The sequence below is a fragment of the Saccharothrix sp. genome, assembly GCF_031180885.1.
In the GTDB taxonomy this organism is placed as follows: domain Bacteria; phylum Actinomycetota; class Actinomycetes; order Mycobacteriales; family Pseudonocardiaceae; genus Actinosynnema.
On sequence record NZ_JAPSLK010000074.1, the window covers coordinates 12,514 to 35,620 of the forward strand.

General features: G+C 73.8%; 27 protein-coding genes and 1 pseudogene. 10 read left to right on the top strand and 18 right to left on the bottom strand.

Annotated features, from left to right (window positions below):
* Positions 1–72 precede the first annotated feature (72 nt).
* The 6 genes from RIN75_RS40010 to RIN75_RS40035 form a co-directional block, all read right to left on the bottom strand.
* Positions 73–351: a hypothetical protein gene (locus RIN75_RS40010; protein WP_309117326.1), complete on the bottom strand. Its 279-nt coding sequence runs from the start codon at positions 349–351 to the stop codon at positions 73–75.
* 16 nt (positions 352–367) lie between these two features.
* A complete protein-coding gene (locus tag RIN75_RS40015; protein WP_309117327.1) occupies positions 368–1,018 on the bottom strand; it encodes a hypothetical protein in 651 nt (216 codons plus the stop codon).
* A complete protein-coding gene (locus tag RIN75_RS40020; RefSeq protein WP_309117328.1) occupies positions 1,011–1,511 on the bottom strand; it encodes a hypothetical protein in 501 nt (166 codons plus the stop codon). Before RIN75_RS40020 ends, RIN75_RS40015 begins: the two co-directional genes overlap by 8 nt.
* Entirely contained in the window at positions 1,508–1,834 is a 327-nt protein-coding gene (locus RIN75_RS40025; RefSeq protein ID WP_309117329.1) for a hypothetical protein, read from the bottom strand. The genes RIN75_RS40020 and RIN75_RS40025 overlap by 4 nt, the downstream gene beginning before the upstream one ends.
* A gap of 10 nt (positions 1,835–1,844) precedes the next feature.
* Positions 1,845–2,669, bottom strand: a complete 825-nt coding sequence (locus RIN75_RS40030) for a hypothetical protein (protein WP_309117330.1) — start codon at positions 2,667–2,669, stop codon at positions 1,845–1,847.
* A 77-nt stretch (positions 2,670–2,746) separates the two neighbouring features.
* Complete coding sequence (locus RIN75_RS40035; protein ID WP_309117331.1) at positions 2,747–3,025, bottom strand: SDR family NAD(P)-dependent oxidoreductase; 279 nt, start codon at positions 3,023–3,025, stop codon at positions 2,747–2,749.
* An 18-nt stretch (positions 3,026–3,043) separates the two neighbouring features.
* Here RIN75_RS40035 and RIN75_RS40040 point away from each other — a divergent pair, with 18 nt between their 5' ends.
* Both RIN75_RS40040 and RIN75_RS40045 read left to right on the top strand, forming a co-directional pair.
* Entirely contained in the window at positions 3,044–3,268 is a 225-nt protein-coding gene (locus RIN75_RS40040) for a hypothetical protein (RefSeq protein WP_309117332.1), read from the top strand.
* Between the two features lie 33 nt (positions 3,269–3,301).
* On the top strand, positions 3,302–3,955 hold the full coding sequence (locus RIN75_RS40045) for a TOPRIM nucleotidyl transferase/hydrolase domain-containing protein (RefSeq protein WP_309117333.1): 654 nt from the start codon (positions 3,302–3,304) through the stop codon (positions 3,953–3,955).
* 217 nt (positions 3,956–4,172) lie between these two features.
* Here RIN75_RS40045 and RIN75_RS40050 read toward each other — a convergent pair whose 3' ends face one another.
* From RIN75_RS40050 to RIN75_RS40060, 3 genes are all read right to left on the bottom strand, one after another.
* Positions 4,173–4,619 carry an SDR family NAD(P)-dependent oxidoreductase gene (locus RIN75_RS40050; RefSeq protein ID WP_309117334.1) on the bottom strand — a complete coding sequence of 149 codons (447 nt, stop codon included), beginning with the start codon at positions 4,617–4,619 and terminating at the stop codon, positions 4,173–4,175.
* Between the two features lie 88 nt (positions 4,620–4,707).
* Positions 4,708–6,450: a fatty acyl-AMP ligase gene (locus tag RIN75_RS40055; RefSeq protein WP_309117335.1), complete on the bottom strand. Its 1,743-nt coding sequence runs from the start codon at positions 6,448–6,450 to the stop codon at positions 4,708–4,710.
* Positions 6,450–8,063, bottom strand: coding sequence for a fatty acyl-AMP ligase (locus tag RIN75_RS40060; RefSeq protein WP_309117336.1), 1,614 nt, complete (start codon positions 8,061–8,063; stop codon positions 6,450–6,452). The genes RIN75_RS40055 and RIN75_RS40060 overlap by 1 nt, the downstream gene beginning before the upstream one ends.
* A gap of 127 nt (positions 8,064–8,190) precedes the next feature.
* Here RIN75_RS40060 and RIN75_RS40065 point away from each other — a divergent pair, with 127 nt between their 5' ends.
* Positions 8,191–9,453 carry a beta-ketoacyl-[acyl-carrier-protein] synthase family protein gene (locus tag RIN75_RS40065; RefSeq protein ID WP_309117337.1) on the top strand — a complete coding sequence of 421 codons (1,263 nt, stop codon included), beginning with the start codon at positions 8,191–8,193 and terminating at the stop codon, positions 9,451–9,453.
* Between the two features lie 5 nt (positions 9,454–9,458).
* Here RIN75_RS40065 and RIN75_RS40070 read toward each other — a convergent pair whose 3' ends face one another.
* Positions 9,459–9,977: a response regulator transcription factor gene (locus RIN75_RS40070; protein WP_309117338.1), complete on the bottom strand. Its 519-nt coding sequence runs from the start codon at positions 9,975–9,977 to the stop codon at positions 9,459–9,461.
* Positions 9,977–10,681, bottom strand: a complete 705-nt coding sequence (gene fabG / locus RIN75_RS40075; protein ID WP_309117339.1) for a 3-oxoacyl-ACP reductase FabG — start codon at positions 10,679–10,681, stop codon at positions 9,977–9,979. Before fabG ends, RIN75_RS40070 begins: the two co-directional genes overlap by 1 nt.
* Positions 10,682–10,813: 132 nt before the next feature.
* Here fabG and RIN75_RS40080 point away from each other — a divergent pair, with 132 nt between their 5' ends.
* Together RIN75_RS40080 and RIN75_RS40085 are read left to right on the top strand one after the other, a co-directional pair.
* Complete coding sequence (locus tag RIN75_RS40080; RefSeq protein WP_309117340.1) at positions 10,814–11,848, top strand: AraC family transcriptional regulator; 1,035 nt, start codon at positions 10,814–10,816, stop codon at positions 11,846–11,848.
* Positions 11,849–11,904: 56 nt separating this feature from the next.
* The gene (locus RIN75_RS40085) at positions 11,905–12,744 is read left to right on the top strand and encodes a metalloregulator ArsR/SmtB family transcription factor (protein WP_309117341.1); all 840 of its coding nucleotides are present in this window, start codon (positions 11,905–11,907) and stop codon (positions 12,742–12,744) included.
* 1 nt (position 12,745) lies between these two features.
* Here the strand turns inward: RIN75_RS40085 and RIN75_RS40090 are convergent, their stop codons facing one another.
* Positions 12,746–13,369 carry a flavin reductase family protein gene (locus RIN75_RS40090; RefSeq protein WP_375296090.1) on the bottom strand — a complete coding sequence of 208 codons (624 nt, stop codon included), beginning with the start codon at positions 13,367–13,369 and terminating at the stop codon, positions 12,746–12,748.
* A gap of 159 nt (positions 13,370–13,528) precedes the next feature.
* On the bottom strand, positions 13,529–14,608 hold the full coding sequence (locus RIN75_RS40095; RefSeq protein WP_375296088.1) for a glycosyltransferase: 1,080 nt from the start codon (positions 14,606–14,608) through the stop codon (positions 13,529–13,531).
* 89 nt (positions 14,609–14,697) lie between these two features.
* Here RIN75_RS40095 and RIN75_RS40100 point away from each other — a divergent pair, with 89 nt between their 5' ends.
* The 3 genes from RIN75_RS40100 to RIN75_RS40110 are packed head-to-tail and all read left to right on the top strand — an operon-like array spanning position 14,698 to position 17,713.
* Positions 14,698–15,564: a GAF and ANTAR domain-containing protein gene (locus RIN75_RS40100; RefSeq protein ID WP_309117342.1), complete on the top strand. Its 867-nt coding sequence runs from the start codon at positions 14,698–14,700 to the stop codon at positions 15,562–15,564.
* A complete protein-coding gene (locus RIN75_RS40105) occupies positions 15,561–17,000 on the top strand; it encodes a PP2C family protein-serine/threonine phosphatase (protein WP_309117343.1) in 1,440 nt (479 codons plus the stop codon). Before RIN75_RS40100 ends, RIN75_RS40105 begins: the two co-directional genes overlap by 4 nt.
* 47 nt (positions 17,001–17,047) lie before the next feature.
* Positions 17,048–17,713, top strand: a complete 666-nt coding sequence (locus RIN75_RS40110) for a HemK2/MTQ2 family protein methyltransferase (RefSeq protein WP_375296089.1) — start codon at positions 17,048–17,050, stop codon at positions 17,711–17,713.
* Positions 17,714–17,743: 30 nt separating this feature from the next.
* Here the strand turns inward: RIN75_RS40110 and RIN75_RS40115 are convergent, their stop codons facing one another.
* Positions 17,744–18,739 (bottom strand): iron-containing redox enzyme family protein, encoded by a 996-nt coding sequence (locus RIN75_RS40115; protein ID WP_309117344.1) that lies wholly within the window; start codon positions 18,737–18,739, stop codon positions 17,744–17,746.
* Entirely contained in the window at positions 18,736–19,839 is a 1,104-nt protein-coding gene (locus tag RIN75_RS40120; protein WP_375296091.1) for a glutamate--cysteine ligase, read from the bottom strand. The genes RIN75_RS40115 and RIN75_RS40120 overlap by 4 nt, the downstream gene beginning before the upstream one ends.
* Before the next feature lie 97 nt (positions 19,840–19,936).
* On the opposite strand from RIN75_RS40120, the gene RIN75_RS40125 reads away from it, so the two are divergent.
* A complete protein-coding gene (locus RIN75_RS40125) occupies positions 19,937–20,302 on the top strand; it encodes a hypothetical protein (protein ID WP_309117346.1) in 366 nt (121 codons plus the stop codon).
* Between the two features lie 9 nt (positions 20,303–20,311).
* The gene (locus RIN75_RS40130; protein WP_309117347.1) at positions 20,312–20,473 is read left to right on the top strand and encodes a hypothetical protein; all 162 of its coding nucleotides are present in this window, start codon (positions 20,312–20,314) and stop codon (positions 20,471–20,473) included.
* Positions 20,474–20,608: 135 nt separating this feature from the next.
* Here the strand turns inward: RIN75_RS40130 and RIN75_RS40135 are convergent, their stop codons facing one another.
* The 3 genes and pseudogenes from RIN75_RS40135 to RIN75_RS40145 form a co-directional block, all read right to left on the bottom strand.
* Positions 20,609–21,043, bottom strand: a complete 435-nt coding sequence (locus RIN75_RS40135) for a hypothetical protein (RefSeq protein WP_309117348.1) — start codon at positions 21,041–21,043, stop codon at positions 20,609–20,611.
* A 4-nt stretch (positions 21,044–21,047) separates the two neighbouring features.
* Positions 21,048–21,527, bottom strand: coding sequence for a hypothetical protein (locus RIN75_RS40140; protein WP_309117349.1), 480 nt, complete (start codon positions 21,525–21,527; stop codon positions 21,048–21,050).
* Positions 21,469–23,107, bottom strand: a pseudogene (locus tag RIN75_RS40145) (hypothetical protein); the annotation flags it as partial. The gene RIN75_RS40140 and the pseudogene RIN75_RS40145, both read right to left, overlap by 59 nt.

A 23,107-nucleotide genomic window follows, 5' to 3' on the forward strand; every position in this document is an offset into this window, starting at 1 on the left:
CCCCGCACGCGGACAATCCCGGCTGCTGCGACCGCCGCAGGAACCCGCCGCCTACGACATCCGCGGTAGTCCTCAGCGCCAGGGCTTCCGCTTCACCAGTTCCTCGTGCACCAGCTTGAGGAACGCGCGCACCTCGGCCTCACCGTACGGCGGCTCCAGGTCGGCGGTGACCGGGTCGGGCTGGCTCAGGGCCTGGGCGAGCGCCTTCTCGTAGGCCTCCGGGCCGTCCACGAAGTACTCGCGGGCGATCATGGCCTCCACCATGCTCGCCGCGACCTCGCGGTCCAGGGCGGGCGCCCGGAACAGGCCGTAGACGACGGCGTTCAGCTCGGCGCGGTGCTCGATGGTCATTGCAAGGTCCTTCGGCTCAGGAGAACATCGGACGGCCACCGGGGGTCGGGCCGTGGAAGTCCCAGATCGGTGGGCGGATGCCGTTGCGGCCGAACTCCTGGGCCAGGTTGGACATGTGCTCCGGGCCCGGCTGGTAGTGGCCGCTCGCGGCGGTGGCGTAGTTGACACGGCCGTTGGTGACCGACAGCTCGCCCGCGGCGGCGACCGGGTGGCCGCCGGCCAGCGACGAGTGGTGGAACTGGCCGACCGCGTGGTGGTTGGACGCGTAGATGTTGCCGCGCCCGTCCATCACGAAGATCGCCCGCCCGCCGCCCCACGCCGACGATCCCTGGTTGGTGTCGTACAGCGAGCCGTCCCGGGCGCGGCGCATGTTGCCCTGCCCGTCGATGAACACCCGGTGCGCCTCGCGTTCCTGGTCGTTGAGCCGGCGCACGGACCGGCCGGGGAACGGGTTGGCCGGGTGGTTCGGGTCCGTCTCGTGCTTGTACTTGTCCAGCATGGGCTTCTGCCGCGGGTACCGGTTCGTGGTGTGCGGACCCGGCGTGCCCGGCCCGCGTCCCGGCGTGCGGCCCGGGGTCGAGGGACCACCGGAGCGCCGGCCCTTGCGCAGCCAGTTCAGGATCGGCTTGAAGATCCCGGCCCCGCCACCGCCGCCGCGCCTAGCCATTGAGCACCGCGTCGATCGCGACGTCCAGCGCCATGTCCAGCAGCAGCTTGGTGATCTGCCGGAAGATGGGGATCTCCAGCAGGGACGCGCCGAAGGTCACCACCGCCGTCGCGATGGCCTGGGCGATCTGGATGGCCAGCACCACCAGTTGCGCGATCACGGCCACCTTCAAGGCGATCAGCGCCGCCGCGCACACGTACAGGCCCGCGCCGACCATGGCCGCCGCGGTCGCGCCGTCCTCCAGGTTCTTCTTCGGCGCGTCGCCACCGTCCCAGAAGGACTTGAACTTCTCGACGGCCTCGGCGACGTTCTGCGTCCACACCGCCTCGGCCTGGCCGTGCGCCCGGGCGACGGACCCGCTCAGCTTGTCGCCGAACGCGATCCACTCCCCCGCCATGTCGAAGATCTTGCCCTCGTCGCCCTCCGGCCACGAGAAGCCCAGCGTGTTGAGCAGCCCGGACAGTTCCGGCGGCAGCATGAGACCCGTGGTCACCGGCCGTCCCCTCCCAGCCCGGTGAACAGGTTCTGGTTGGCCTGCTCGACGTTGACGTACTCGGCGCCCATCTCCACCAGCTTGCCGCCGGTCTCGGTGAGCACGCCCGCGTTGTCCTCGAAGCTCTCCAGCGCCGCCTCGGAGATCACGTCGTAGATCATCTGCATGGCGGAGCCCAGGTCGTCCCCGCCGAACGGGTTGCCGTAGGACGCCAGGCTCGCGCGGAACGAGGCGATCTCGCCGGCCAGGCGCTCGGCCGTGCCGGTGAGCTGGTCCCCTGACCGCCCGATGGACTCACCCGAGAGGTTCAGGCCTCCGGACACTTCTCCCCCTCTAGGGCTCGCCGATGCTTCCCATGATCGACCGCATCTTGGCCGTGTACCCGCGCAGCTGCTCGAAGCTCTGCGTGCGCAGCGCCTCGGCCTGCGCGGACAGCCGACCGAAGTCCACAGTGGACGCGTCCGGCGGCTGGGCGCGGCGCTGCGCGGTCCAGTCGACGAGCGCGGCGTCGAGCGCCTGGCGGGCGCGGTCGGTGAACTGGCGCGCGGTCATGTCCCGGACCGCGGGCGACAGCTCGACGCGGGACACGTTCCCGTCGGTGCCGATGGTCACCCACACCTCGTGGTCCTCGTCCGAACCGGAGCCGGTGACCTGGGCGCCCGCCAGCCCGCCCAGCGAGTCGCGGGCCGCCCGCACCACGGCCGTGGCCTCGGCGAACAACGCGTCCACGCCGGTGGGTGACGGGTCACCGCGCATGCCGGTCCGCGGACCGACCTTCGCGATGACCTCGTCCACCGCCGTCCCGACCTGGCGCAGGAACCGGCTGCTCCGCTCCCCGACCTCGGCCAACCTGCCCATCAGGGCGTTGAGGTCCGGCATGGGGTCCTCGGCGGTCGGCGAGACCGCTCGGGACGCGGCCAGCGCCGCGTTCGCCGCGACCGCCAGGTGCCGGTCCAGTTCCGCGACCTCCGCCGGCGCGGACCGCACTGCCACGTCCGTGACCCGTCCGCGCGAGACGGTCACGGTGACCAGGTCGTCCTGGGACTTGCCGACGTGCTCGCCGGTGTCCGGGGGCAGCTGCCCGATGTCCGCACCGTCCTCGCCCAAGGCCTGCCGGTACGCCTGCAGCCGCTGCTGAGGGCTGGCTCCACCGTCCACTGTGCACCTCCCGAGCGCTGTGGATCAGCCGAGCGTACTAGACCACATACCCCGGGTAGCCGCTTTTCGGGAAGTGCCTACCAGGGCACCGGGCCGTCGACGTTGAAGAAGCCGCCGGTGGGGCCGTCGGCGGCCAGGCTCAGCGAGCCCGCCGCGCTGCTGACGTCGACCACGCGGGGCGCGGGTGAGCGGCGCAGCAGCGGCAGCAGGGCGTTGGTCACCGCGATCACCCCGAAGACGTTGGTCTCGAACACCGACCGGACCATGTCGAGGTCCACGGTGCCGGGTACCCGGTCGACCGCGTCCATCGGCCCGACCTGGCCGGAACCGGTGACGCCCGCGTTGTTGACCAGCACGTCGAGCCGGCCGAAGAGGTGCGGATCGGCGGCACCGTGCAGCCGCTGGAGGTCAACGGCCGGCCAGGCGCGGTGTTCCGCGACAGGGAGGGGCGGATCGTGAACATCCTGAGCTTGGACGTGCTGGGTGGCCGGGTGCACACGATCCGGGCGGTGATCAACCCGGACAAGCTGGCCCACCTGGGGCCGGTGGCGGATGCTTTCGAGGTCGTGCGGGAGACGATCGCGGCCCGCCGCGCCTGAGGTCTGGCATATCGGGTGGCGTGGATCGGGGGATTGGTCGAGAGTGCGGTGGTGGAGGGTGGCGAGCTTCTCGCGGGGTACGTGACCGGGCCGGCGGCGGCGACCGAGGCCACGGTCGTGGCGTTGGCGCGCGCGGAGGGTGCCCGGGTCGTGGTGCTGGTCGAGGGGGTCAGCGACCAGATCGCGGTCGAGACCCTTGCTCTGCGGCACGGCCGGGACCTGGAGGCCGAGGGTGTCGTGGTGCTGCCGGTGGGTGGCGCGCACGGGGTGGCCCGGCAGTTGCGGCGGTTCGGCGGGGGCGGGGTGCGGCTGGTCGGGCTGTGCGACCTTGGTGAGGTGGGCGTCCTCCAGCGGGGTTTGGCGGCGGCGGGGCTGGGTGCGCCGGGGTCGCGGGATGCTCTGGCGCGGATGGGGTTCTTCGTGTGCGTCGAGGACTTGGAGGACGAACTGATCCGCGCCGCCGGGACCGTGTTGGTCACGGAGGTGCTGGGCGCGAACGGTGACCTGGGGGCGTTTCGCAAGATCCAGCGGCAGCCGGCGTGGCGCGGAAGGGACGAAACGGCGCAGATGCGACGTTTCCTCGGCGCAGGCTCACGACGCAAACTCCGCTACGCCCGCTTGCTCGTCGACGCGATCCCGCTCGCCCGGGTGCCAGTTCCGCTCACCGCTTTGCTCGCGTCCATGTAAGGGGATGTTCCGGGCGGTCTGACGGTTGATGGGTGCACCGGGACCGGCGAGCGTTGCCGAACGCGTGAACCCCGCCCGGTGGCACGGCCTTGGGGAAGTGCCCGCCCGGCCCGTTGCGGAAGGCCGGCCGGCGCGGCGGCCCGACCGGCAGTGCCAGTCCGGCTCGTGGTGCGTGGGCCGATCCCGGTGCCCCGGCGCGGGGGCACCGGAACCGTGGTCAGGCCTGGGCCAGGTTGCCGTGCGCTTCCGCCGACAGGGCCTGCCAGTCCTCCCACATCTGGAGGCGGTCGGCGTACGCCTGTTTGATCATCGGGTAGAAGCCCTGGCCGCGGAGCGCCCGCAGGGGCGGGTTCTCCGCGTCCACCAGCTTCAGCAAGGCCTGCGCCGCCGCGACGGGGTCACCCGCCGGCTGCTTGCCCGCCACCGCGCCAGGCGCTCGCGCTAACCGACGCACCGCCCGCTGCACGGCCTCCGCCACGCCGGCCTTGTCGGTCACGTCCATCTCCAACGGCAGCACCGCATCGCCGTGGGTGTCGACCAAGTCGTCAAGGCTCGCAACACTGCGCGCGGTCGCGGCAACCTTGTCGCCCCGGGACAGCGCGGCCTCGACGAAGCAGCGGGCCAGACCGCGCGACGAACCGGTGACGAACCAGACCTTGCTCATGGAAATCCCCTCTCCAGCCGTGGCACCGCGCGCCCGATCGGACTGAAGACACCGGCTCCCCCACCTCCGTGACACACCGTGACCCGCGTCATGGCACCCATCGGGGCAAGGTGCCGGCCAGGTGCGCACGCAGGCAGTCCGCACGGCGCAGCTTGCCGTTCACCGTGTACGGCAAGGCTCCCGGCGCGAGCAGCTCCACGCCGTGCGCCTGAAGACCGTGCGAGACGTGGACCGCCCGCCGGATCGCCTGCACCAGCTCCACACCGTCCACTGTGGACCCCGAAACGACCTCGGCCAGCACCACGAGCCGTTCCCGCTCCCCGTCGTCCACCCCCAACGCGCACACGCCCCGCTCGCGCACGGCCGGGTGCGCCTGCTCCACGGTCGCCTCGATGTCGTGCGGGTAGTGGTTCGCGCCCGCGACGATGATCACGTCCTTGGCGCGGCCGGTGACGAACAGCTCGCCGTCGTAACGGAAACCGAGGTCGCCGGTGCGCAGGAACCGGCGGTCGGGGTGGTCGGGCAGCACCGCGCCGAACACGTCCGGCACGTCCGGCCCCGCGTTCCAGTACCCCGCCCCGACGCTCGGCCCGGACACGTGGATCTCCCCCACGCGACCGTCGTCGCACGCCAGCCCGGTGGCGGTGTCCACCGGCACGACGGTCGTCGACGGCGGCACCGCGCCCGAGCTGACCAGCACGTGCCCGCCCGCCGCGGGCTCGACCGGCCGTGCCACGCCGGCGCTCAACGCGGTCCGGTCGACCCGCAGCAGCACCGGTCCCTGGCCGATCTGACCCGCCGTCACCAGCACGGTCGACTCCGCCAGCCCGTAGGCGGGCACGAGGGCTTCCCGGCGCAACCCCGCCCGCGCGAAGGTCTCGTGGAACCGGTCGAGCGTGGCCGCCCGCACGGGTTCGCCGCCGATGAGCAGCATCTCCACCCCGCCGAGGTCGAGGGTGTCCAGTTGCGGCCCGGTGATCCGGCGGGTGCACAGGTCCAGCGCGAAGTTCGGCGCGCACGTGTCGACGCGGCCGACGTCGGACAGGGTGCGCAGCCACGTGTACGGGCTGCGGACGAACGCCGACGCGGCCATGGTGACCACGTCGTGCCCGGAGTACAGCGGTTCCAGCACGCTGCCGATCAGGCCCATGTTGTAGTGCTGCGGCAGCCACAGCACCGACGTGGGCCGTGGCTCGCCCTCGGCGTCGCCGGGCCGGGTGGTGGCCTGGTGGATCAACGCCAGGTTGTGCAGGACGTTGGCGTGGGTGAGGGTCACGCCCTTGGGCACGCCGGTCGACCCGGACGAGTACTGGAGGTAGGCCACCGTGTCCGGGCCGGCGTCGGGCCGTTGCCACCGGTCGGCTCGCGTCGGGTCGAGGGTGTCGACGGCGATGGTGACCAGGTCGGCCAGCGCGGGCGTGCGGTGGAACAATTCGCCCAGCGCGGCCAGTTCCCGCGCGGTCGAGAGCACGACGCCGGGTCGGGCGCTGCGCACCACGGATTCGACGCGCGCGCCCGGTCCGCCCAGCGGTGGCACCGGCACGGCCACCACGCCCGCGTAGAGGCAACCGGCGAGGCCCACCGCGAAGTCCAGACCGGGCGCGAAGCCGAGCAGCGCGCGGGACCCGGCGGGGACGATGTCCAGCAGCCGGACGGCGAGCGCGCGGGCGCGGGTGTCGAACTCGCCCAGGGTCAGGGTCGCGTCCGGCGAGCGGTGCCGGAAGACGGGGCGGTCGGGTTCGGCGGTGGCGCGTGCGCGGCACAGGTCCACCAGGGTGGCCAGCGGGGCGCCGTTACCGGGCAGGTGGATCCGGGGGTCGAGGATGTGCATCAGCGGGTCCTCCCGTCGCGGCCGGACAGCCAGGCCGCCCGGGTGTCGGCGCGGCGCAGCTTGCCGCTGGTGGTGTAGCGCAACGTGCCGGGGCGGACCGGGACGACGAGGTCCACGTCGGGCACCTCGACGGCCACCGGCTCGCGGGTCTCGGCCAGCACGACGACCCGGCCGGCGGGGTCGGTGAACGCGCACGCGGCCCGGATCGCGGGGTGGCTCGCCACGACCGCGTCCTCCAGGTCGTAGGGCATCAGGACGCGGCCGTCGACGGTGATCGCGTCGGCGAGCCGGCAGCGCACGTGGAGCAGGCCGTCGTGCCGGAAGCCGAGGTTGCCGGTGCGCAGGAAGCCGCCGCCGTGGCCGGGGACGGTGGTGCCGAACGCGGGGTCGTCGGGACGCCGCCAGTAGCCCGCGCCGACGCTCGGCCCGGCGACCCGGATCTCACCGACCCGGTCCGGGGGCAGGGGTTCGCCCGTGTCGGGGTCGGTGATGACCACCGTGCACGCCGGGTCCGGGACGCCCGACGCGACCAGCCTGCGGCCGTGCGGGCTCGGCCGGACCCGGCCCGCGGCCAGTTCCTCGGGGTCGAACGCGGTGATCACCGGCCCGCCCGCGCGCGGCCCGCCGCTGACCAGCACGGTCGACTCGGCCAGGCCGTAACCGGGGAAGAACGCCTCCCGCCGGAACCCGCTGCGGGCGAACCGCGCGGCGAACGCGTCGACGGTCTCCGCGCGCAGGGGTTCGTCGCTGATCACCGCCACCCGCAGCCGGCTCAGGTCCAGCGCGTCGCGCTGCTCGTCGGTGACCTGCCGGGCGCACCGGTCGTAGCCCAGGGCGGGCGCGGCGGCGAACTCGGCGCGGTAGCGGTCCAACGCGGCCAGCCAGGTGACCGGGGAGCGGGCGAAGTCCTGCGGCGCCATGACCACCGACGTGCGGCCCGCGTACAGCGGGTGCAGGACACCGCCGACCAGGCCCATGTCGTGGAACAGCGGCAGCCACGTCACCGTGGGCGGCCGGTCGGGCGTGTCCGGCGCGGACCCGGCGATCAGGCGGACGTTGGCCAGCACGTTCCCGTGGGTGATCACGACGCCCTTGGGCTTGCCGGTGGCGCCGGAGGTGTACTGGACGTGGGAGATCGCGTCCGGGCCGACCGGGACCGGCTGGAACCGCTCCGCGTGGGCCGGGTCGACCAGGTCGGTGGGCAGCGCGCGGTCCACCAGGCCCCGCCCGGCGAGCCGGTCCGAGCCGCACAGCAGCAGGTCGGGCCGGGCGTCGGCGACGATGTCGGCCAGCCGCTCGAACCGGGGGTCGCCGTGGGTGCGCCGGGTGGCCGGGGCGGGCACCGCCACCACCCCCGCGTACAGGCACCCCAGGAACGCGGGCACGAAGTCCACGCCCCGCGCGTGGCTGAGCACCGCGCACGCCCCCGGCCCGACCAGGTCGCGCAGCCGGGCGGCGATCGCCCGGGCGCGCAGGTCGAGTTCGCCGAAGGTGAGCGCGGCGGACTCGTTCCCGGTGTGGTCCAGGAAAACGTGCGAACGCCGATCGGGAAAGCATTCCGCTTGATGTCGACACAATTCGACCACGTCCGTCAGTTCGGCCAGCGCCGGCATGGCGCCTCCTTTCCGCATGGGAGCAGAAAACGTAATCCGGCGGACCCGGCTCGCGGATCGGCCGCGCGGCCGATCCGGAGAGACCGGAGAACGTGCTTGCCTGCACCCACCACGAAAGGGGAATCCGATGGCACCGCGCCGCCCGTTGTTCGAACACGCCCTGCACCCCACCCTGCCCCCGCCGCCCGACGACCCGGTGGTGGTGACGGGTCTGGGCATGACCACACCCCAGGGCGGCGACGCGCCGTCGTCGTGGACGGCCCTGCTCGCCGGCGAGTCCGGGGCCGTCGCCCTCCCCTGGGCTCAGGCACTGCCGGTGCGCATCGGTGCGCCCTTACGCGCCGACCCCGTCGCCGCGCTGGACCGCGTGGAAGCCCGCCGTTGGGACCGCTGCCAGCAGATCGCCGTGATCGCCGCCCGCGAGGCGTGGGCCGACGCGGGTGCCCCGGACGTGCCGGCGGAACGCTTCGGCGTTGTCATCGGCACCGGCTTGGGCGGCGGCGGAACCCTTGTCGCCCAACACGAGCGGCTCAAAGAGCTGGGGCCGGACCGGGTGTCGCCCTTCGCCGTGACCATGCTCATGCCCAACGGCCCGGCCGCCGCCGTCAGCCTCGCCCTGGGCGCACGTGCCGGCGCGCACGCCCCCACCAGCGCCTGCGCTTCCGGTGCGGAGGCCATCGCGCTCGGGCTGTCGATGCTGCGCGCCGGCCGTGCCGACATCGTCGTGGCGGGCGGGGCGGAGGCGTGCCTGGGCGAGTTGTCGCTCTCGACGTTCGCCCGGATGGGAGCCCTGTCCCGCCGCAACGACACCCCGACCCGGGCGTCCCGTCCGTTCGACGCCGCCCGCGACGGTTTCGTCATGGCCGAGGGCGCCGCCGCCCTGGTCCTGGAGAAGGCTTCGCACGCCCGTTCTCGGGGTGCCCGCCCGTACGCGACCCTGGCCGGTGCCGGCCTCAGCGCCGACGCCCACGACATGACCGCCCCGGCCCCGGACGGCCAGGTCAGAGCCCTCCAGGAAGCCCTGCGCACGGCCCGCCTCAACCCGCACGACGTCACCCACGTCAACGCCCACGCCCCCGGCACCCGGGTCGGCGATCGCGTCGAGGCGTCAGCGATCCTCGCCGCCGTAGGCCCCCATCCGTTGCTGACCGCCACCAAGTCCGCCACCGGTCACTGCATCGGCGGGGCGGGTGCCGTGGAAGCGGCCTTCACCGCGCTGACCATCCACCACGGCGTCATCCCGCCGACGCTGAACCTGACCGACCCGGACCCCGAGGTGAAGCTGGAGATCGTCGCCGACGCGGCCCGCCGGGCGCACGTGACCGCCGCCCTGTCGAACTCGTTCGGGTTCGGCGGCCACAACGTCGTCCTGGCCTTCACCAAGCCGTGACCCGGTCAGCAGCGCAGGCCTTCGCGTTGCGCCAGCAGGGCCGCGTGCATCCGGTTGGGCAGGTCGAGCTTGGTCAGGATGTGCGACACGTGCGTCTTCACCGTCGCGGCCGTCACGTGCATCTCCCGCGCGATCTCCCGGTTCGACCTGCCCAGCGCCACCAGCCGCAGCACCTCGCGCTCCCGCTCGGTCAACTCCCGCAGCGGCGGGCTGGCCCGCAACTGCTCCACCAGCGCCGCCGCCAGGTAGGTTCCGCCGGTCGCGACCGCCTGTGCCGCCGCCATCGCCTCCCTCCCGTCACGGCACGCGAAGCCACGCGCTCCGGTGTGCAGGTACCGGGCCACCTCGTGCGGAGCCACCAACACCACCACCGCCAACCCCGCGTCCACCAACTCGCGCACCACCCCGTCGTCGGCGTCCACCAGCACGACATCCGGACGCCTGCGCACCACCTCCGCGAGCGAGGCCCGCGGCAAGGACGCCAACGAGGGCGGCCGGCGCGGCGCTACCAGGAGCACGTCCATCAGTGACCCATCCCCATCCCGCCGTCCACCGGGATGACCGCGCCGGTGATGTACGCGGCGCCGGGACCGGCCAGCCACTCGACCACGGCCGCGACCTCCTCCGGCTCGGCGAACCTGCGCAGCGGGATCGCGTCCCGGTAGGCCGCCCCGTACTGCTGCGGCAGGTCTGCGGTCATGTCGGTGACGACGTACCCGGGCGCCACCACGTTCGCGGTCACCCGCCGGCTGCCCAGTTCCCGCGCCAGCGACCGGGCCAGCCCGATCAAGCCGGCCTTGCTGGCCGCGTAGTTCGCCATGCCGGCGCTGCCGTACAGGGCGGCCACGGACGAGATGAAGATCATCCGGCCGGACCGGTTGCGGACCATCTGGCCGACCGCGCGCCGGGCGCAGCGCCACGCGCCGGTGAGGTTGGTGTCCAGGACGCGGGCGAAGCGGTCCTCGGTCATCCGGGTGAGCAGGGTGTTGTCGGTGATGCCGGCGTTGGCCACCAGGACCTCCACCGGGCCCAGTTCCTGCTCCACACGCGTGAAGGCGGCCTCCACCGCCTCGGGGTCGGTGACGTCGCACCGCACGCCGAACAGGTAGTCCGGCACCACGGCCCCGCGGTGGGTGACCGCCACCCGGTCACCGCGTTCGGCGAACGCCCGCGCGGTGGCCAGGCCGATACCTCGGTTGCCACCCGTGACGAGCACCGTTCGGGTCATTGCCAACTCCATTTCCTAGGCCGGTCGAATGATTTCCCGGCGCATTCGCGGATGGGCCGCGAACCGCCTTGTACGGTGGTTGCCGGTGACGGGCACCGGCGCCCCCTGGAATTGACGTTAGGGAGGACGGCGGTGCGGGCCGTAGACATCACGGGACGCCCGGTGGGCATTTTCGGCCGGCGCGGCACGGCCGGGGTGCGCGGCATGGTGGCGGTGGGGCGGGAGCACGGGGTGGACGCCCGGACGCTGCTCGCCGGCAGCGGGGTCACGCCCGAGGAGGTGGACGACCCGGCGGCGGTGGTGCGCGGGTCCCAGGAGTTGGTGGTGGCGCGGAACCTGGTGCGCGCCTGCCCGCGGCCCGGGCTCGGGGTCGACGTCGGGTCACGGCTGCGGCTGCGGCACTACGGCGTGTGGGGCTTCGCGCTGATGGCCAGCCCGACCCTGGGCGTCGCGGCCGAGGTCGGGCTGCCCCGGCTGGCGCTGACCTACGCCACCGCCGGCGTGTCGCTGCGGGTGGCCGGGGGCGAGGTCCGGATGCAGGTGGACGACAGCGGCGTGCCGGCGGCCGTGCGGGACTTCGTGGTGGAGCGGGAGTTGGCGTCGATCCGGGGCATCGTCGGCGGGTTGCTGGGCGAACCGGTGCCGCTGCTGCGGATCGACCTGCGGCGGCCGCCGACGCCGGGGTTGTTCGGCGACGTCCCGGTGTCGTTCGGCGCGCCCCGCGACGCCTTGGTGGCCTCGACGTCGGTACTGGACCGGGCTCTGCCGCAGGCCGATCCTCGGACCATGCGCGCGTGCGCCCGGGAGTGCGATCTGCTGCTGCTCGACCGGCTCGACGGCCCGGTCGCGGGACGGGTCCGTGAGCTGTTCCGCATCGATGGCACCGTCATCGACATGGACACCGCCGCCGCGCGCCTGCACATGTCCCCGCGCACCTTGCGGCGTCGACTGGCCGCCGAGGGCACGTCGTTCCACCGGGTGGCGGCGGAGGCGCGCCACGCGGCGGCGGTCGAGCTGCTGACCACGACCCGTCTGGGCCTGTCCCCCATCGCCCTGCGCCTGGGCTACTCCGACGCCTCGACCTTCACCCGAGCGTTCCGCCGCTGGACCGGCGTCACCCCGGGCACCTACCGCGCTAACATCGATGAATCCCTATCAATTTACTAAGTCTTCATAGACGTACATCTCTGAAGACTCCGGCCGGCCACGCTATAGTCGACGGCATGACGACGCTGACGCCCGCCGCCGGCCTGCCGGTCGAGGACGCGACGACCTACGCCCAGTGGTTCGCCTGCCTCGCCGACCCCACCCGGATCCGCCTGCTGCACACCGTGGCCGTGCACCCCGGCGAGATCCCGGTGGGCGCGCTGGCCGAGGCGATCGGCGTCAGCCAGCCCACCTGCTCGCACCACCTGCGCAAGCTCGCCGACACCGGGTTCGTGCGGCTGCGCAAGGAGGGCACCCAGACCCTCGTGTCGGTCAACACCGCGTGCTGCACCGGACTGCCGCACGCCGCCGACGCCGTCATGGGCACCGTCGTCACGCGCCCGTGCTGCCCCACCGACCTGCCCGCCGACGTCGCCGTCCGCGCGATGACCGAGGACGACTGGACCGACGTGCGGCGCATCTACGGCGAGGGCATCGCCACCCGCAACGCCACGTTCGAGACCGAGACCCCGAGCCGCCGCACCCTGGACGCCAAGTGGCTGCCCGACCACCGCTGGATCGCCGAGATCGACGGGGCGGTGGTCGGCTGGGCCGCCGCCACCCCCGTGTCCGCCCGGGACTGCTACGCGGGCGTCGCCGAGACGTCGATCTACGTCGGCGACGGCGCGCGCGGCCGGGGCGTGGGGAAGGCGTTGCTGCACAAGCAGGTCACCGCCGCCGACGACGCCGGCCTGTGGACGTTGCAGACGGCGATCTTCCCGGAGAACCGGGCCAGCATCGCCCTGCACCACTCGGCCGGCTTCCGCACCGTCGGCGTCCGCGAACGCATCGCGCAGCACCACGGGGTGTGGCGCGACACCGTCCTCCTGGAACGCCGCACCGGCGCGGCGTGCTGAGTCACGCCTTCACCGGGACGGCCCGCGCCCGTTCGATGTCCGGGCCGCGGTAGAGGCGTTCGGGGATGGTCGCCAGCGTGGACGGGTGCACCTGCGGGCCGAGGCCGTAGAACTTCTGGAAGCTCATGATCAGCGGCCGCCACGCGTCGGGGTCGATGCGGTCCTCGGCGCCCGCCATCCGGATGTCCTCGTGCACGAACACCCGCTGCACGCGCACCTCGACCGCGGCGATCGACCCCCGCTGCCCCTCGTCCGCCTCCGCCACCGGGTGCACCGCCTCGACCACGACCTCCATCGCCACCGGGCACTCCGCCACCCGCGGCGGCCCCACCGTCTCCGACGCCACCGGAGTCAACCCGGCCCGCCCGAACTTGTCCGCCACGTGGAAGTACCCGCGCCGCGCCTTCCCCGGCGGCACCGGGTCCGACCCGGTGGTGAGCGCGAGCCGGTCCACGTTGGGCGCCAACGCGTCCGAGGGCAGGTTGAGCACGCCTTCCCCGGTGCGCAGGAGGTTGCGGGTGGTCTGCGACCTGGCACCGATCCCGAGCACCGCGCGCCAGCCGAGCCAGAACGCCGAGGAGATGGGGGCGAGGTTGGGCGTGCCGTCCTCGTTCTCGCTGGAGATCAGGACGACGGGGGTGCCGAAGTACAGGATGCCGGGCTCGATGCGCTGGTGCACAAGTGGTTCCGTGGTCACGCGCTCCAGTCTCGCCGGCCGACCCCGATGGCAGCCGGCGGGAATCAGCCGTCACGACCGGCGGTCCGACGACGGGTTCGGTCAGGGCTATGACGACTTCCGGGCGGTGACCGACTTGTAGAGGCGGGCGGTCTTCTCGGCCACGCACCCGGGGCTGTAGCAGGTTCTCGCGCGGTCCGCGCCCGCGGTGCCGTAGGCGTCTCGCAGGGCCGGGCTGCCGAGCAGGCGGCGGAGGGTGCGGACCAGGGTCGGGCGGTCGGCGGGCGGGACGACCACGCCGGTCACGCCGTCGACCACCAAAGCCGCCGCCGAACTCGCCGCAGCCGCGACCACCGGGACACCGCACGCCATCGCCTCCAGGACGCCGGGGCCGGATGCGGGGGTGCTGACCAGGAGGTCAGCCGATCTCAACAGGCGCGGCAGAGCTTGCGCGGGGACGTCGGTGGCCAGGCGGACCCGTGCCCGCACGCCGTGGCGGTGGGCGAACGTGGCGAGCCTGCCGACCTCCGCCCCGGCACCCGGCGCGCGACCGGCCACGACGACCAGTTCGGTGTCCGGCACCGCCGACAGGGCGTCGATCACCTCGTCCAGGCCCGACGTGGGGCGCAGCCGGCCCACCGAGATCAGGCGGTGGGGCATGCGTCGGGCGTCGGACGGGCCGTCGGGGGTGAAGCGGTCCACGTCGACGATGTCGGGCATGGGCGACACGCGGGACCTGGGCACGCCCATCCGCAGCAGGTCGGCCAGGTCGACCCGGCCGTGCGCCAGCACGTGCGCCGCCTGCCGGACGATCAGCCGTTCCAACGCCTCCCTCCGGGGGTGCACTGGGACGCCGGAGCGGCGCAGGCGCCCGCCGACGTCGTGGAAGCTCTGCACGACCGGCAGGTCGAAGCGGCGGGCCGCCAGGAGGGACGCGACGCCGGCGGTCCAGTCGTGGGCGTGGACCACGTCCGGGCGTTCGTCGGACCAGTGCTCCTCCAGCTCGCGGACGCACTCGGCGAGGTCCGCCTGAGGGGTCAGGTGGACCGTCCGGTAGCCGACCGGGGTTCGGGCCGGCCCGGTGCGGTAGACGACCACCTTGTGCGCCAACCGGGTCAAACCGCGGGCGAGGGCGGTGACCTGGGCAAGCGGGCCGGTGGTGTCGAGGGCCACGACAGCGATGCGCACAGTTGCTCTCCGGTATCGCCTCGGCGACGGCGGACGGCAGGCTGCCTGCTCAACCCTTGGTCACCGACCGTACCCAGGACCGGCGCGTCGTGCCACTCAGCGTGTCCGGGTCGATCGGCGGGTGGATCGGCGACGGCGGGCGGGTAACCACCGGGACACGCCCCGGCACGCCGCCGCACGCCACGGAAAGGCGACCCATGGTCGAGCAGATCTCCCCCGAACCAGGCGCCGGCCGCACCTTCACCGGCGGCCCCGACCTGGCCACCCACCTCACCGCCATCGCCCGCCTGCTCCAGCAGCAGGGCGGCGAGCAGGAGACGATGGACGCCATCGTGCGCGCCGCGGTGGGCACCGTGCCGGGCGCCGAGCACGCCGGGATCATGACGGTCCTGGGCCGGCGCGAGGTGCGGACCGTCGCCACCACCGGTGACCTGCCGGTCGACGTCGACCAGGTCCAGTACGACACCGCCCAGGGCCCCTGCCTGGCCGCCCTGTACGACGAGAAGATCGTCTCCGTGCCCGACCTGGCCCAGGAGACCAGATGGCCGGCCTTCGCCGCGCGGGCGGTGGAGATGGACGTGGGGTCGATGCTGTCGTTCCAGCTGTTCGTCGAGAACGACGACCTGGGCGCGCTCAACCTCTACGCCAGGCGGGCGCACGCGTTCGACGACGAGTCCGAGCACGTCGGCAGCCTGTTCGCCGGGCACTCCGCGATCGCCCTGGCCACCGCCCAGCAACGGGACCACCTGGGCGAGGCGGTGCGCACCCGCGACCTGATCGGGCAGGCGAAGGGCATCCTGATGGAACGCCACAAGCTGACCGCCGACCAGGCGTTCGCGGTGCTCGCGCGGGCCAGCCAGCACACCAACGCCAAGCTGCGCGACATCGCCGAACAACTCACCCGGACCGGGGTACTGCCGACCCGACCGGGTGAAACCAAGGCTGACGACGCATGACCGAGGACCAAGCCGCCGAACAGCAGCGCAGCCTCACCCAGGCGTTGCAGCGCGCCGAACTGTCCACGGAGGAGTTGTGGCTGCGGTACTTCGGGCTCGGCGGCGAGGCCGGGTTCCTCGACGTGGACGCCTACGTGCACGGCCTGGGCAGCCTGCCGCCGCTGGAGCGGGACGTGCTCGCCCACGCCGTCAACGAACGCCTCGACGAACTCACCCACCGCGCCGGCTACAGCAGGCCGTTCCGCGACAGCACGCCCCGCAGCGAGCCCTTCGCCGCCCTGGTCCGCCTGCTGGAGGGCAGCGAACTGGCCCCGCCGGACCGGCTGCCCGCCGTCGCGGAGGCCGCCGCGGCGGCACTCGGTGTGACCATCACCGTCCATTTGGTCGACTACGAGCAGCGCCTGCTGCGCCCCATGGCCTTCCCCGGACAGCCGAACAGCTCCGCGGACCCGCTGGAGGTCGACTCGACCCTGGCCGGCCGCGCCTACCAGCAGGTCCGGATCTTCCCGGCGCACACCCCGGACCGGCCCCGGCTGTGGGTGCCCCTGCTGGCCGGGGCGGAGCGGCTGGGCGTGCTGGAGGTCGAGGTCGGCGCGGTGGCGGACCTGGACGACCCGGGTCTGCGCACCCAGTGCCGGTGGCTGTCCATGCTGCTCGGGCACCTGGTCACCCTGCTGTCCCAGTACGGCGACGGCGTGGACCGCACCCGCCGGCCGGAGACCCGCACGGTGAACGCCGAGCTGATCTGGTCCCTGTTGCCGCCGTCGACCGCGGGCGTGGACCGGTTCGTGGTCTCCGGTGTCCAGGAGCCGCGCCCGCAGGTCAGCGGCGACGCGTTCGACTACGCCCTGTCCGAGACCTCCGCGACCCTCGTCGTGCTCGACGCGGCGGGCCACGACCTGCGCAGCGGCCTGATCGCCGCCACCGCCCTGGCCGCGCACCGCAGCGCCCGCCACGCCGGTCGGGGGCTGGCCGAGCAGGCCCGCGCGATGGACGAGACGATCCGGCGGCAGTTCGGTGCGGACGCGTCCGCCACCGCCGTGCTGGTCGACCTCGACCTCACCACCGGCCGCCTGCGCTACGTCAACACGGGCCACCCGCCACCCCTGGTGCTGCGCGGCGGGCAGGTGGTCACGCCGCTGGGCGATGGCTGCGGCCCGCTCGGGTTCGGCCTGGGCGACCTGCGCGTGGGTGAGGAGACGCTGCGGCCGGACGACTGGCTGGTCCTCTACACCGACGGCGTCACCGGGGCCGTCGACGCCGAAGGCACCCCCTTCGGCGAACCCCGCCTCGTCGAGTTCCTGCGCCGCGAGGCCGCCGCCGGCAGCCCACCGCCGGAGACCGCCCGCCGCCTGGTCAAAGCCGTCCTGGCGCACCAGCACGGCCCGCTCCGCGACGACGCCACCGTCCTGCTCGCCCGCTGGGCGCCTCCGTAGTCCGTCCACTGTAGACAGCGGGAAGACGGCTGTTTGGGGTGGACGGTGTGGGGAACCTTCCGTCCATGTGGCTGTGGAGACCGCCCGGGGTGTACCGCCCGCAGGAGGACACGTGGCTGGCGGCGGAAGCACTGGCGGCCGCCGGTGTGCCCGAGGGGGCGCGGGTGCTGGACGTGTGCGCCGGCACCGGGGTGCTCGGCATCCTGGCGGGACTGGCCGGGGCCGCCGAGGTGACGGCCGTGGACCGCAGCCGGCGGGCGGTGGTCGCGGCGTGGTGCAACGGGCGGGCGCGGGGCGTGCCGGTCCGCGTGCGGCGCGGGGACTTCGCGGACCTGGTCGGCGGCGAGACCTACGACGTCGTGCTGGCCAACCCGCCCTACGTGCCCGCTCCGGGGACGCCCGCGCGGGGCCGGGCGGTGGCGTGGGACGCCGGGCCGGACGGGCGGTCGGTGCTGGACCGGCTGTGCGCGGTGCTGCCGTTGTTGCTGGCGGACAAGGGGATGGCGGTCGTCGTGCACTCCGCGCTGGCCGACGAGGACCAGACCCTGCGCCAACTGCGTGGCGGCGGGTTGAAGGCGGCGGTGGTCGCGCGGCGCGTCGTCCCGTTCGGGCCGGTGCTGCGCCGGCGGGCGGAGTGGTTGCGCGCCAACGGTTTCGTCGAGCCGGGCCGGGACCGGGAGGAACTGGTCGTGGTCCGCGCGGACGCCGCTTGAACCCCGCACACAGGCCGCAGCGCTCAGCCCTCACACCGGCCGCAGCAGGGAACTGCGCCCCTGTGCCCACGCGCCCAGCAGGTGGTCGGCCAGGCGCTGTTCCAACAGCTCGGTGGCCCGGATGCCGAACACGACCGACGAGGCCAGCTCCGGTTCCCGCGCCACCAGGTCGCCCACCACGTCGTGCCGCATGACCTGCTCGTGCACCGCGTCCGCCTCGATGTGCTCGGTGAAGAACGCGATGCAGTCGGCGTGGGCGTTCATCCTGGCCAGCGCCTTGGCCATGCGGGCGGCACTGGGCGCGGTGGTGATCTCGGCGGCGGCGAAGTGGCCGACCAGCGCCCCGCGCAGGCCCTGGTGCAGGCCGCACAGCGACATCAGGTTCACCGTGGCCAGCATCGGCGCGGGGACGTGGTCGAGGTAGTGCAGGTAACCGGTCGCCAGCCCGGCGCCGGCCAGCAGCCGCGCGTAGAGCTGGGAGTGCATCCGGTCGCCCCGCCCGCCGCCGAACTCGTCGAACTCGACCGCGACCAGCGCGGCCTTGGCGGTGCCGGACAGCCGCGGGATCACCCACGCGTGCGGGTCGGCCTCCTTGAGGTGGTAGACCGACCGGTGCACCAGGTACTCGCGCATGTGCCACCAGTCGCCGCGGTCGCGCAGGAAGTGGCTCACGCCCGCGCCGTCCACCGGTTCCACCAGCAGGTCGTCCAGGGCGTCGACCAGGTCGACCCGGTCGGCCAGGTCGGCGTCCAGGGCGGCGCGGAACACCCGCTCCAGCCCGGCGCGCAGCCGCAGCAGCTCCGGTTCCCACTCCCAGTCCGGTGAGACGTCCCGGAAGCCGCGGTAGTGCAGTTCGTAGCAGACGTGCAGGGCCAGGTGCAGGTCCTCGCCGTACGGGTCGGCCGCGCGCGCCTCCTCCAGCGGCAGGGCGGCGGGTGGCGGGTCGTCGCGCAGCGCCGCCACGACCGCGGCGGACACGGGTCCGCGCGGGGTCGGCAGGACGGGGGTCTCCAGAGCCAGGGTCACGACGGCGGGTTACCCGCCTCCCGGGAACCGATGCACGCCGCCGCCAGGGCGTCGACCACGGCCACCAGTCCCCCGTCCGAACCCGGTCGCGGGCCTGCCGCGCGCGCCGCCGCCCGCCGCTGCAACCGCGCGCCACCGTCCCCGGCCGGCACGCCCGCGAGCCCGGTGTGCCGGACCAGCGCGGTGACCAGGTCCTCCGCCGGGACGCGCACCCCGCGCCACGGGTCGACCCCCGGACCGTCCAGCCCGTACCGCGCGGCCGACCACACCGCCGCGGCGAGCACCTGATCGTCCAGCACCGGGCCTTCACGCCCCCGCGCCAGGTCGGCCACCGCCCGGTCCACCAGCGCCCGGGTCAGCACGGCCTGCGCCACGGCACGCTCGACCGTCGCGGCGGTGTCGGCCGCGCGCACCTCCACGGTCGGGTAGCGCGGCGACAGCCGGGCCAGCCAGAAGCTCATCCCGGCGTCCACCACCACCCCGCAGTCCACCAGGCGGTCCACGGCGGCGTCGTAGGCGTCGGCCGACCCGAACCGCGGCGGCACGCCCGAGCCGGGGAACCGGGACTGCTCGACCATCCGCCAACTGCCGAACCCGGTGTCCCGGCCGTGCGCGAACGGCGAGTTCACCGACAGCGCCAGCAGCGTGGGCAACCACGGGCGCAGGTGGTTGACCACCGCCACCGCCGTCTCCCGGTCCGGCACGCCGACGTGCACGTGGCAGCCGCAGCACTGGTAGTCGGCGACCTGGCCGCCGTAGAGGTCGGTGATCCGCCGGAACCGCTCCTGCCCCGGCCGCGGCGGCGGCGTCGCCTCCAGCACCGGCGCGCCGGAGGGCACCAGCACCGCGCCCACGTCCCGGGCCGCCCTCGCGAGCCGGCGCCGTCCTTCGGCGAGCTGGGCGGCCAACTGGTCGACGCCCGTGCACACCGCGCTGGCGAACTCCACCTGCGTGGCGTGCAACTCCCCGTGCACCTGCCCGCCCGGCACAGCGCCGACCCGCGCCAGCACGTCGTCGGCGCGCGGCACCGGCCGGCGGGTCCCGGGGTCGACCAGCAGGAACTCCTCCTCGACACCGATGGTCGTGCCGCTGTCGTCCAGCACGCGCCTCCTCGCAGTCGTCCCCCGCCCCGTCGATACCCGGCCACACCCCCGGTGAACCGGGGATTGGCCGGTCGCCGCCGGGGGAACCCGCTGGTTGCGTCACGCGGCGCGGGTCCGCGGGACGGCCGAGGCGGCGATCTCGATGAGCGTTCGGGAACTGGTCAACGCACTGGAGCACGCGATCCGCGAGGCCCTCACCGAGACCTGCCCGCCCCACGACCCGGCCACCTGCGCACGCTCCGCACACGTCCGCCTCGTCGAAGCCCTCAAACGCACTCGACCGGGTGATAGAGACCTGCCCGGCGCGGCCCGCGCGTGCCTGGACGCCGCCTGCGAGCACCTCCGCTACGGCGAACTCCTCGAAGCCCGCCTCCTGCTCACCGCCGCACTGGGCCAACTGGCCCCGGCCCGATCCCCGTCGAACGGCCGATCGGGCTTGGCCGAGCGGGGGCGCGGGTAACCGTCCGACATGACCGAACCCGACGACAACCCCCTGAACCCGGACCCACCACCGTCCCCCGGCACCCCGCGCCTGGAAGACCTGGACGTGGAGACCCCGCAGGTCCCCCGGGAAACCCCGACCACCCAGGACACCGTCGAGAACGCCGGAACCGTCGAGCCCCCGGACTGACCCCGTCAGCCGGTCAGGCCCGCCAGACGACCGCCCGGGTGGCGGCCTGCTCGTAGTGCGTCAACTCCGTGATCGGGTCTTCCGCCAGGCCGAAGTGCGGTTCGCACTGCTCGACCACCGCGCGTGCGAGGAAGGTCAGCCGCCGGAAGCCGCGCCCTCGCGCAGCCAGGCCGGGATCTGCTCCTCCGCGCGCGGGAAGAGTTCGAGTTCGCGCGCGTACGCCTCGGCGGGCGGCGGGGTCGCGAAGTCCGGCAGGTCGGTGCGGTTGAAGTCGACCGAGTAGGCGTCCGGGTAGTCGAGGCGGAACGTGGCCTGGAACCACGAGCCGCGGTCCGGGCGGGCCATGCCGGCGCGCAGGGCCGCGAACCGGTCCTTCACGTCGTCCGGCGGCACCCACCCGTACAGGCCGCCGTTCTCCATGCGCAGCAGGCCGGAGAACGCGGTGTACTCACCCACCGCGGCGTAGATCAGCTGGAGGTGGTTCCACCCGGGGGGCAGCTCGAACACCAGCCGCTCGGTGATCGCGGCCAGGGCCTCGCCCTGGGCTTCGACGCTGAGTGGCTCAGTCATGGGGTCAGTATCCCTCTTCGTCCTCGGCGAGCCGCGCCCGCAGCCAGTCCGGCAGGAACTCCGGCGCGCGCGGGTACGCGGCCTGGTCGGCCGCCCACGCGTCCGCCGGCAGGTCCGGCGACCAGCGCGGGTCGTGCTCGAAGTTGAACAGCGCCCGGTACTCCAGGGGCGGGTCCACGGTGTAGCGCATGGAGAACCACGTGCCCGTGCCGGGTTCGTGCATCAGGTCGCGCAGCTCGCGCAGCGCCGGTTCGACGGTCTCCGGCAGGTCCACCGCGACCGGCACGCCGCCCGGCCGCAGCACGGTGAGCGTGGTGTGGCCGTAGGCGACGTTGCCGCGGTACTGCAGGTCGATCCGGTGCCAGCCCTCGGGCGCCGCCGCGACGAGGTCCAGCCCCACCCGGTGCAGCAGCAGTTCCCCGCGCTCAGGGGGTCGGCGGTGGCGGGGGGACGAAGTCGGGGTGGCGGGCTGGTCCGGGGACATTGTGGAACGACCTTCCTTCGGTGCGGATCGTGGGCGGGTTGTCCGTGGACAGCGTCCACCGCGCGTGCAGGACGTCCGGCGTGCGGCGGTCCGGGGTGTGGCGCTCGGCCCAGACGTCGAACCGGTCGACCGTGGCGTCGGGCCGCTGGCCCATGCCGGTGAGGTCGTTCTCCATGGCGCGCCAGGAGTCCGAGGTCGGCCGCTCGTCCAGTTCCCAGTTGCTGTTCTCGTGCGCCCACTGCGGCACGTGGTTGATCCGCTCGCCCGGACCACCGGCCTCGTACGAGACCAGGTGGCCGCCCGCGAACCGGAACAGCGGGCGCTCGGCCGGCGGCCGGGCGTGCTGGTCCAGCTCGCCGGTCATGCGGGCGCTACCGCGCCCGGCGCCGGTGGCGATCTGGCCGACGTCGGTCTGGAGCCTGCCGTCCTTGTCCGGTCCGCGCTCGCCGCGCCGCGGGCCCCAGTGCTCCTCGGCGGTCTTGCCGGCCGGCGGGTAGTCGGGCCGGCCGCTGACCGCGATGGTGTCGCCGTGCTCGTCGGTCCGGTAGAGCTGGCGCGGTTCCCGCGGGTCGTAGCCGTTGCTCTCCAGGTAGCGCGGCCCCACCGCGTAGGTCGTGTTCGGGCGCGGGACGTCGACGCCGTCGCTCCACGTCCGGCCGGTGCCCAACTCGGGGTTGAAGCCGTGGACCTGGTTGCCCGACCAGGTGTGGACGTGCGAGAAGTTGCCGTCGGCGTCGGTGTAGAACGACCCGTGCCACTTGCCGTCCTTGTCGTAGACGTCGTAGCGCGTGTGCGGGTCGCGCGGCCCGGTCAGCGAGAACGGCCCGGACTGGCGGACGTCGTAGTCCCGGACCGGGTCGGCCATCCGGTAGTTGCCGTCCGCGTCGCCCGGCGGGTTCCAGTCCACCGCGGGAGCCGCGTCGCCGCGCTCGAACGCGTCGAAGCGCCGCGGCGGCTGCGGGTCGGCGGGCGGCAGGGAGGGGTCGCGCGGCGGCGGCACGGTCGCCTCGGGCTGGGGCCCCGTCGGCCCGCGGTCGTGCGGGGTCGGCGCCTCGTAGGTGTGGTGCATGTTGTGGCCGAGTTCGATCCGGTACGTCACGCCCGGCATCGGCCGCGAGGTGTCCGGGTTGGCCGGCGCGGTGAACGGGTCCTGGCCGAAACCCTTGTTGGGCACGGAGGTTTCGACGTGCGTGATGTTCCGGTTGGCGTCGGTGTAGAACACGCCGCGCGGGTTGCCGTCGGTGTCGGTGACGACCATGCGGGAGTTGGGCTGCAGCGGCTCGCGGCCGTTGAAGTCCGCGACCCGGGTCCGGGTGTCGACCTGCATCGGCACCTCGGGCAGTGGATCGCCGTTGGGTTGGCGCGGCGGGTCCCAGGTGGTCTGCTGCTGGGGCGACCGGTCGTAGTCCGGCGAGTCCTTGATCGGCTTGACCGGCTTGGCCATGCGGTCGCGGGCGTCGTCGGCGTCGGTGTGGTTGGTGCGGTGGTGGTCGGGGGTGCCGGGGACGTAGCCGTCTTGGCCGGTTTTGGTTTTGGTGCCGTCGGGGCGGTGGGTTTCCCATTCGCCGTTGGGTGGGATT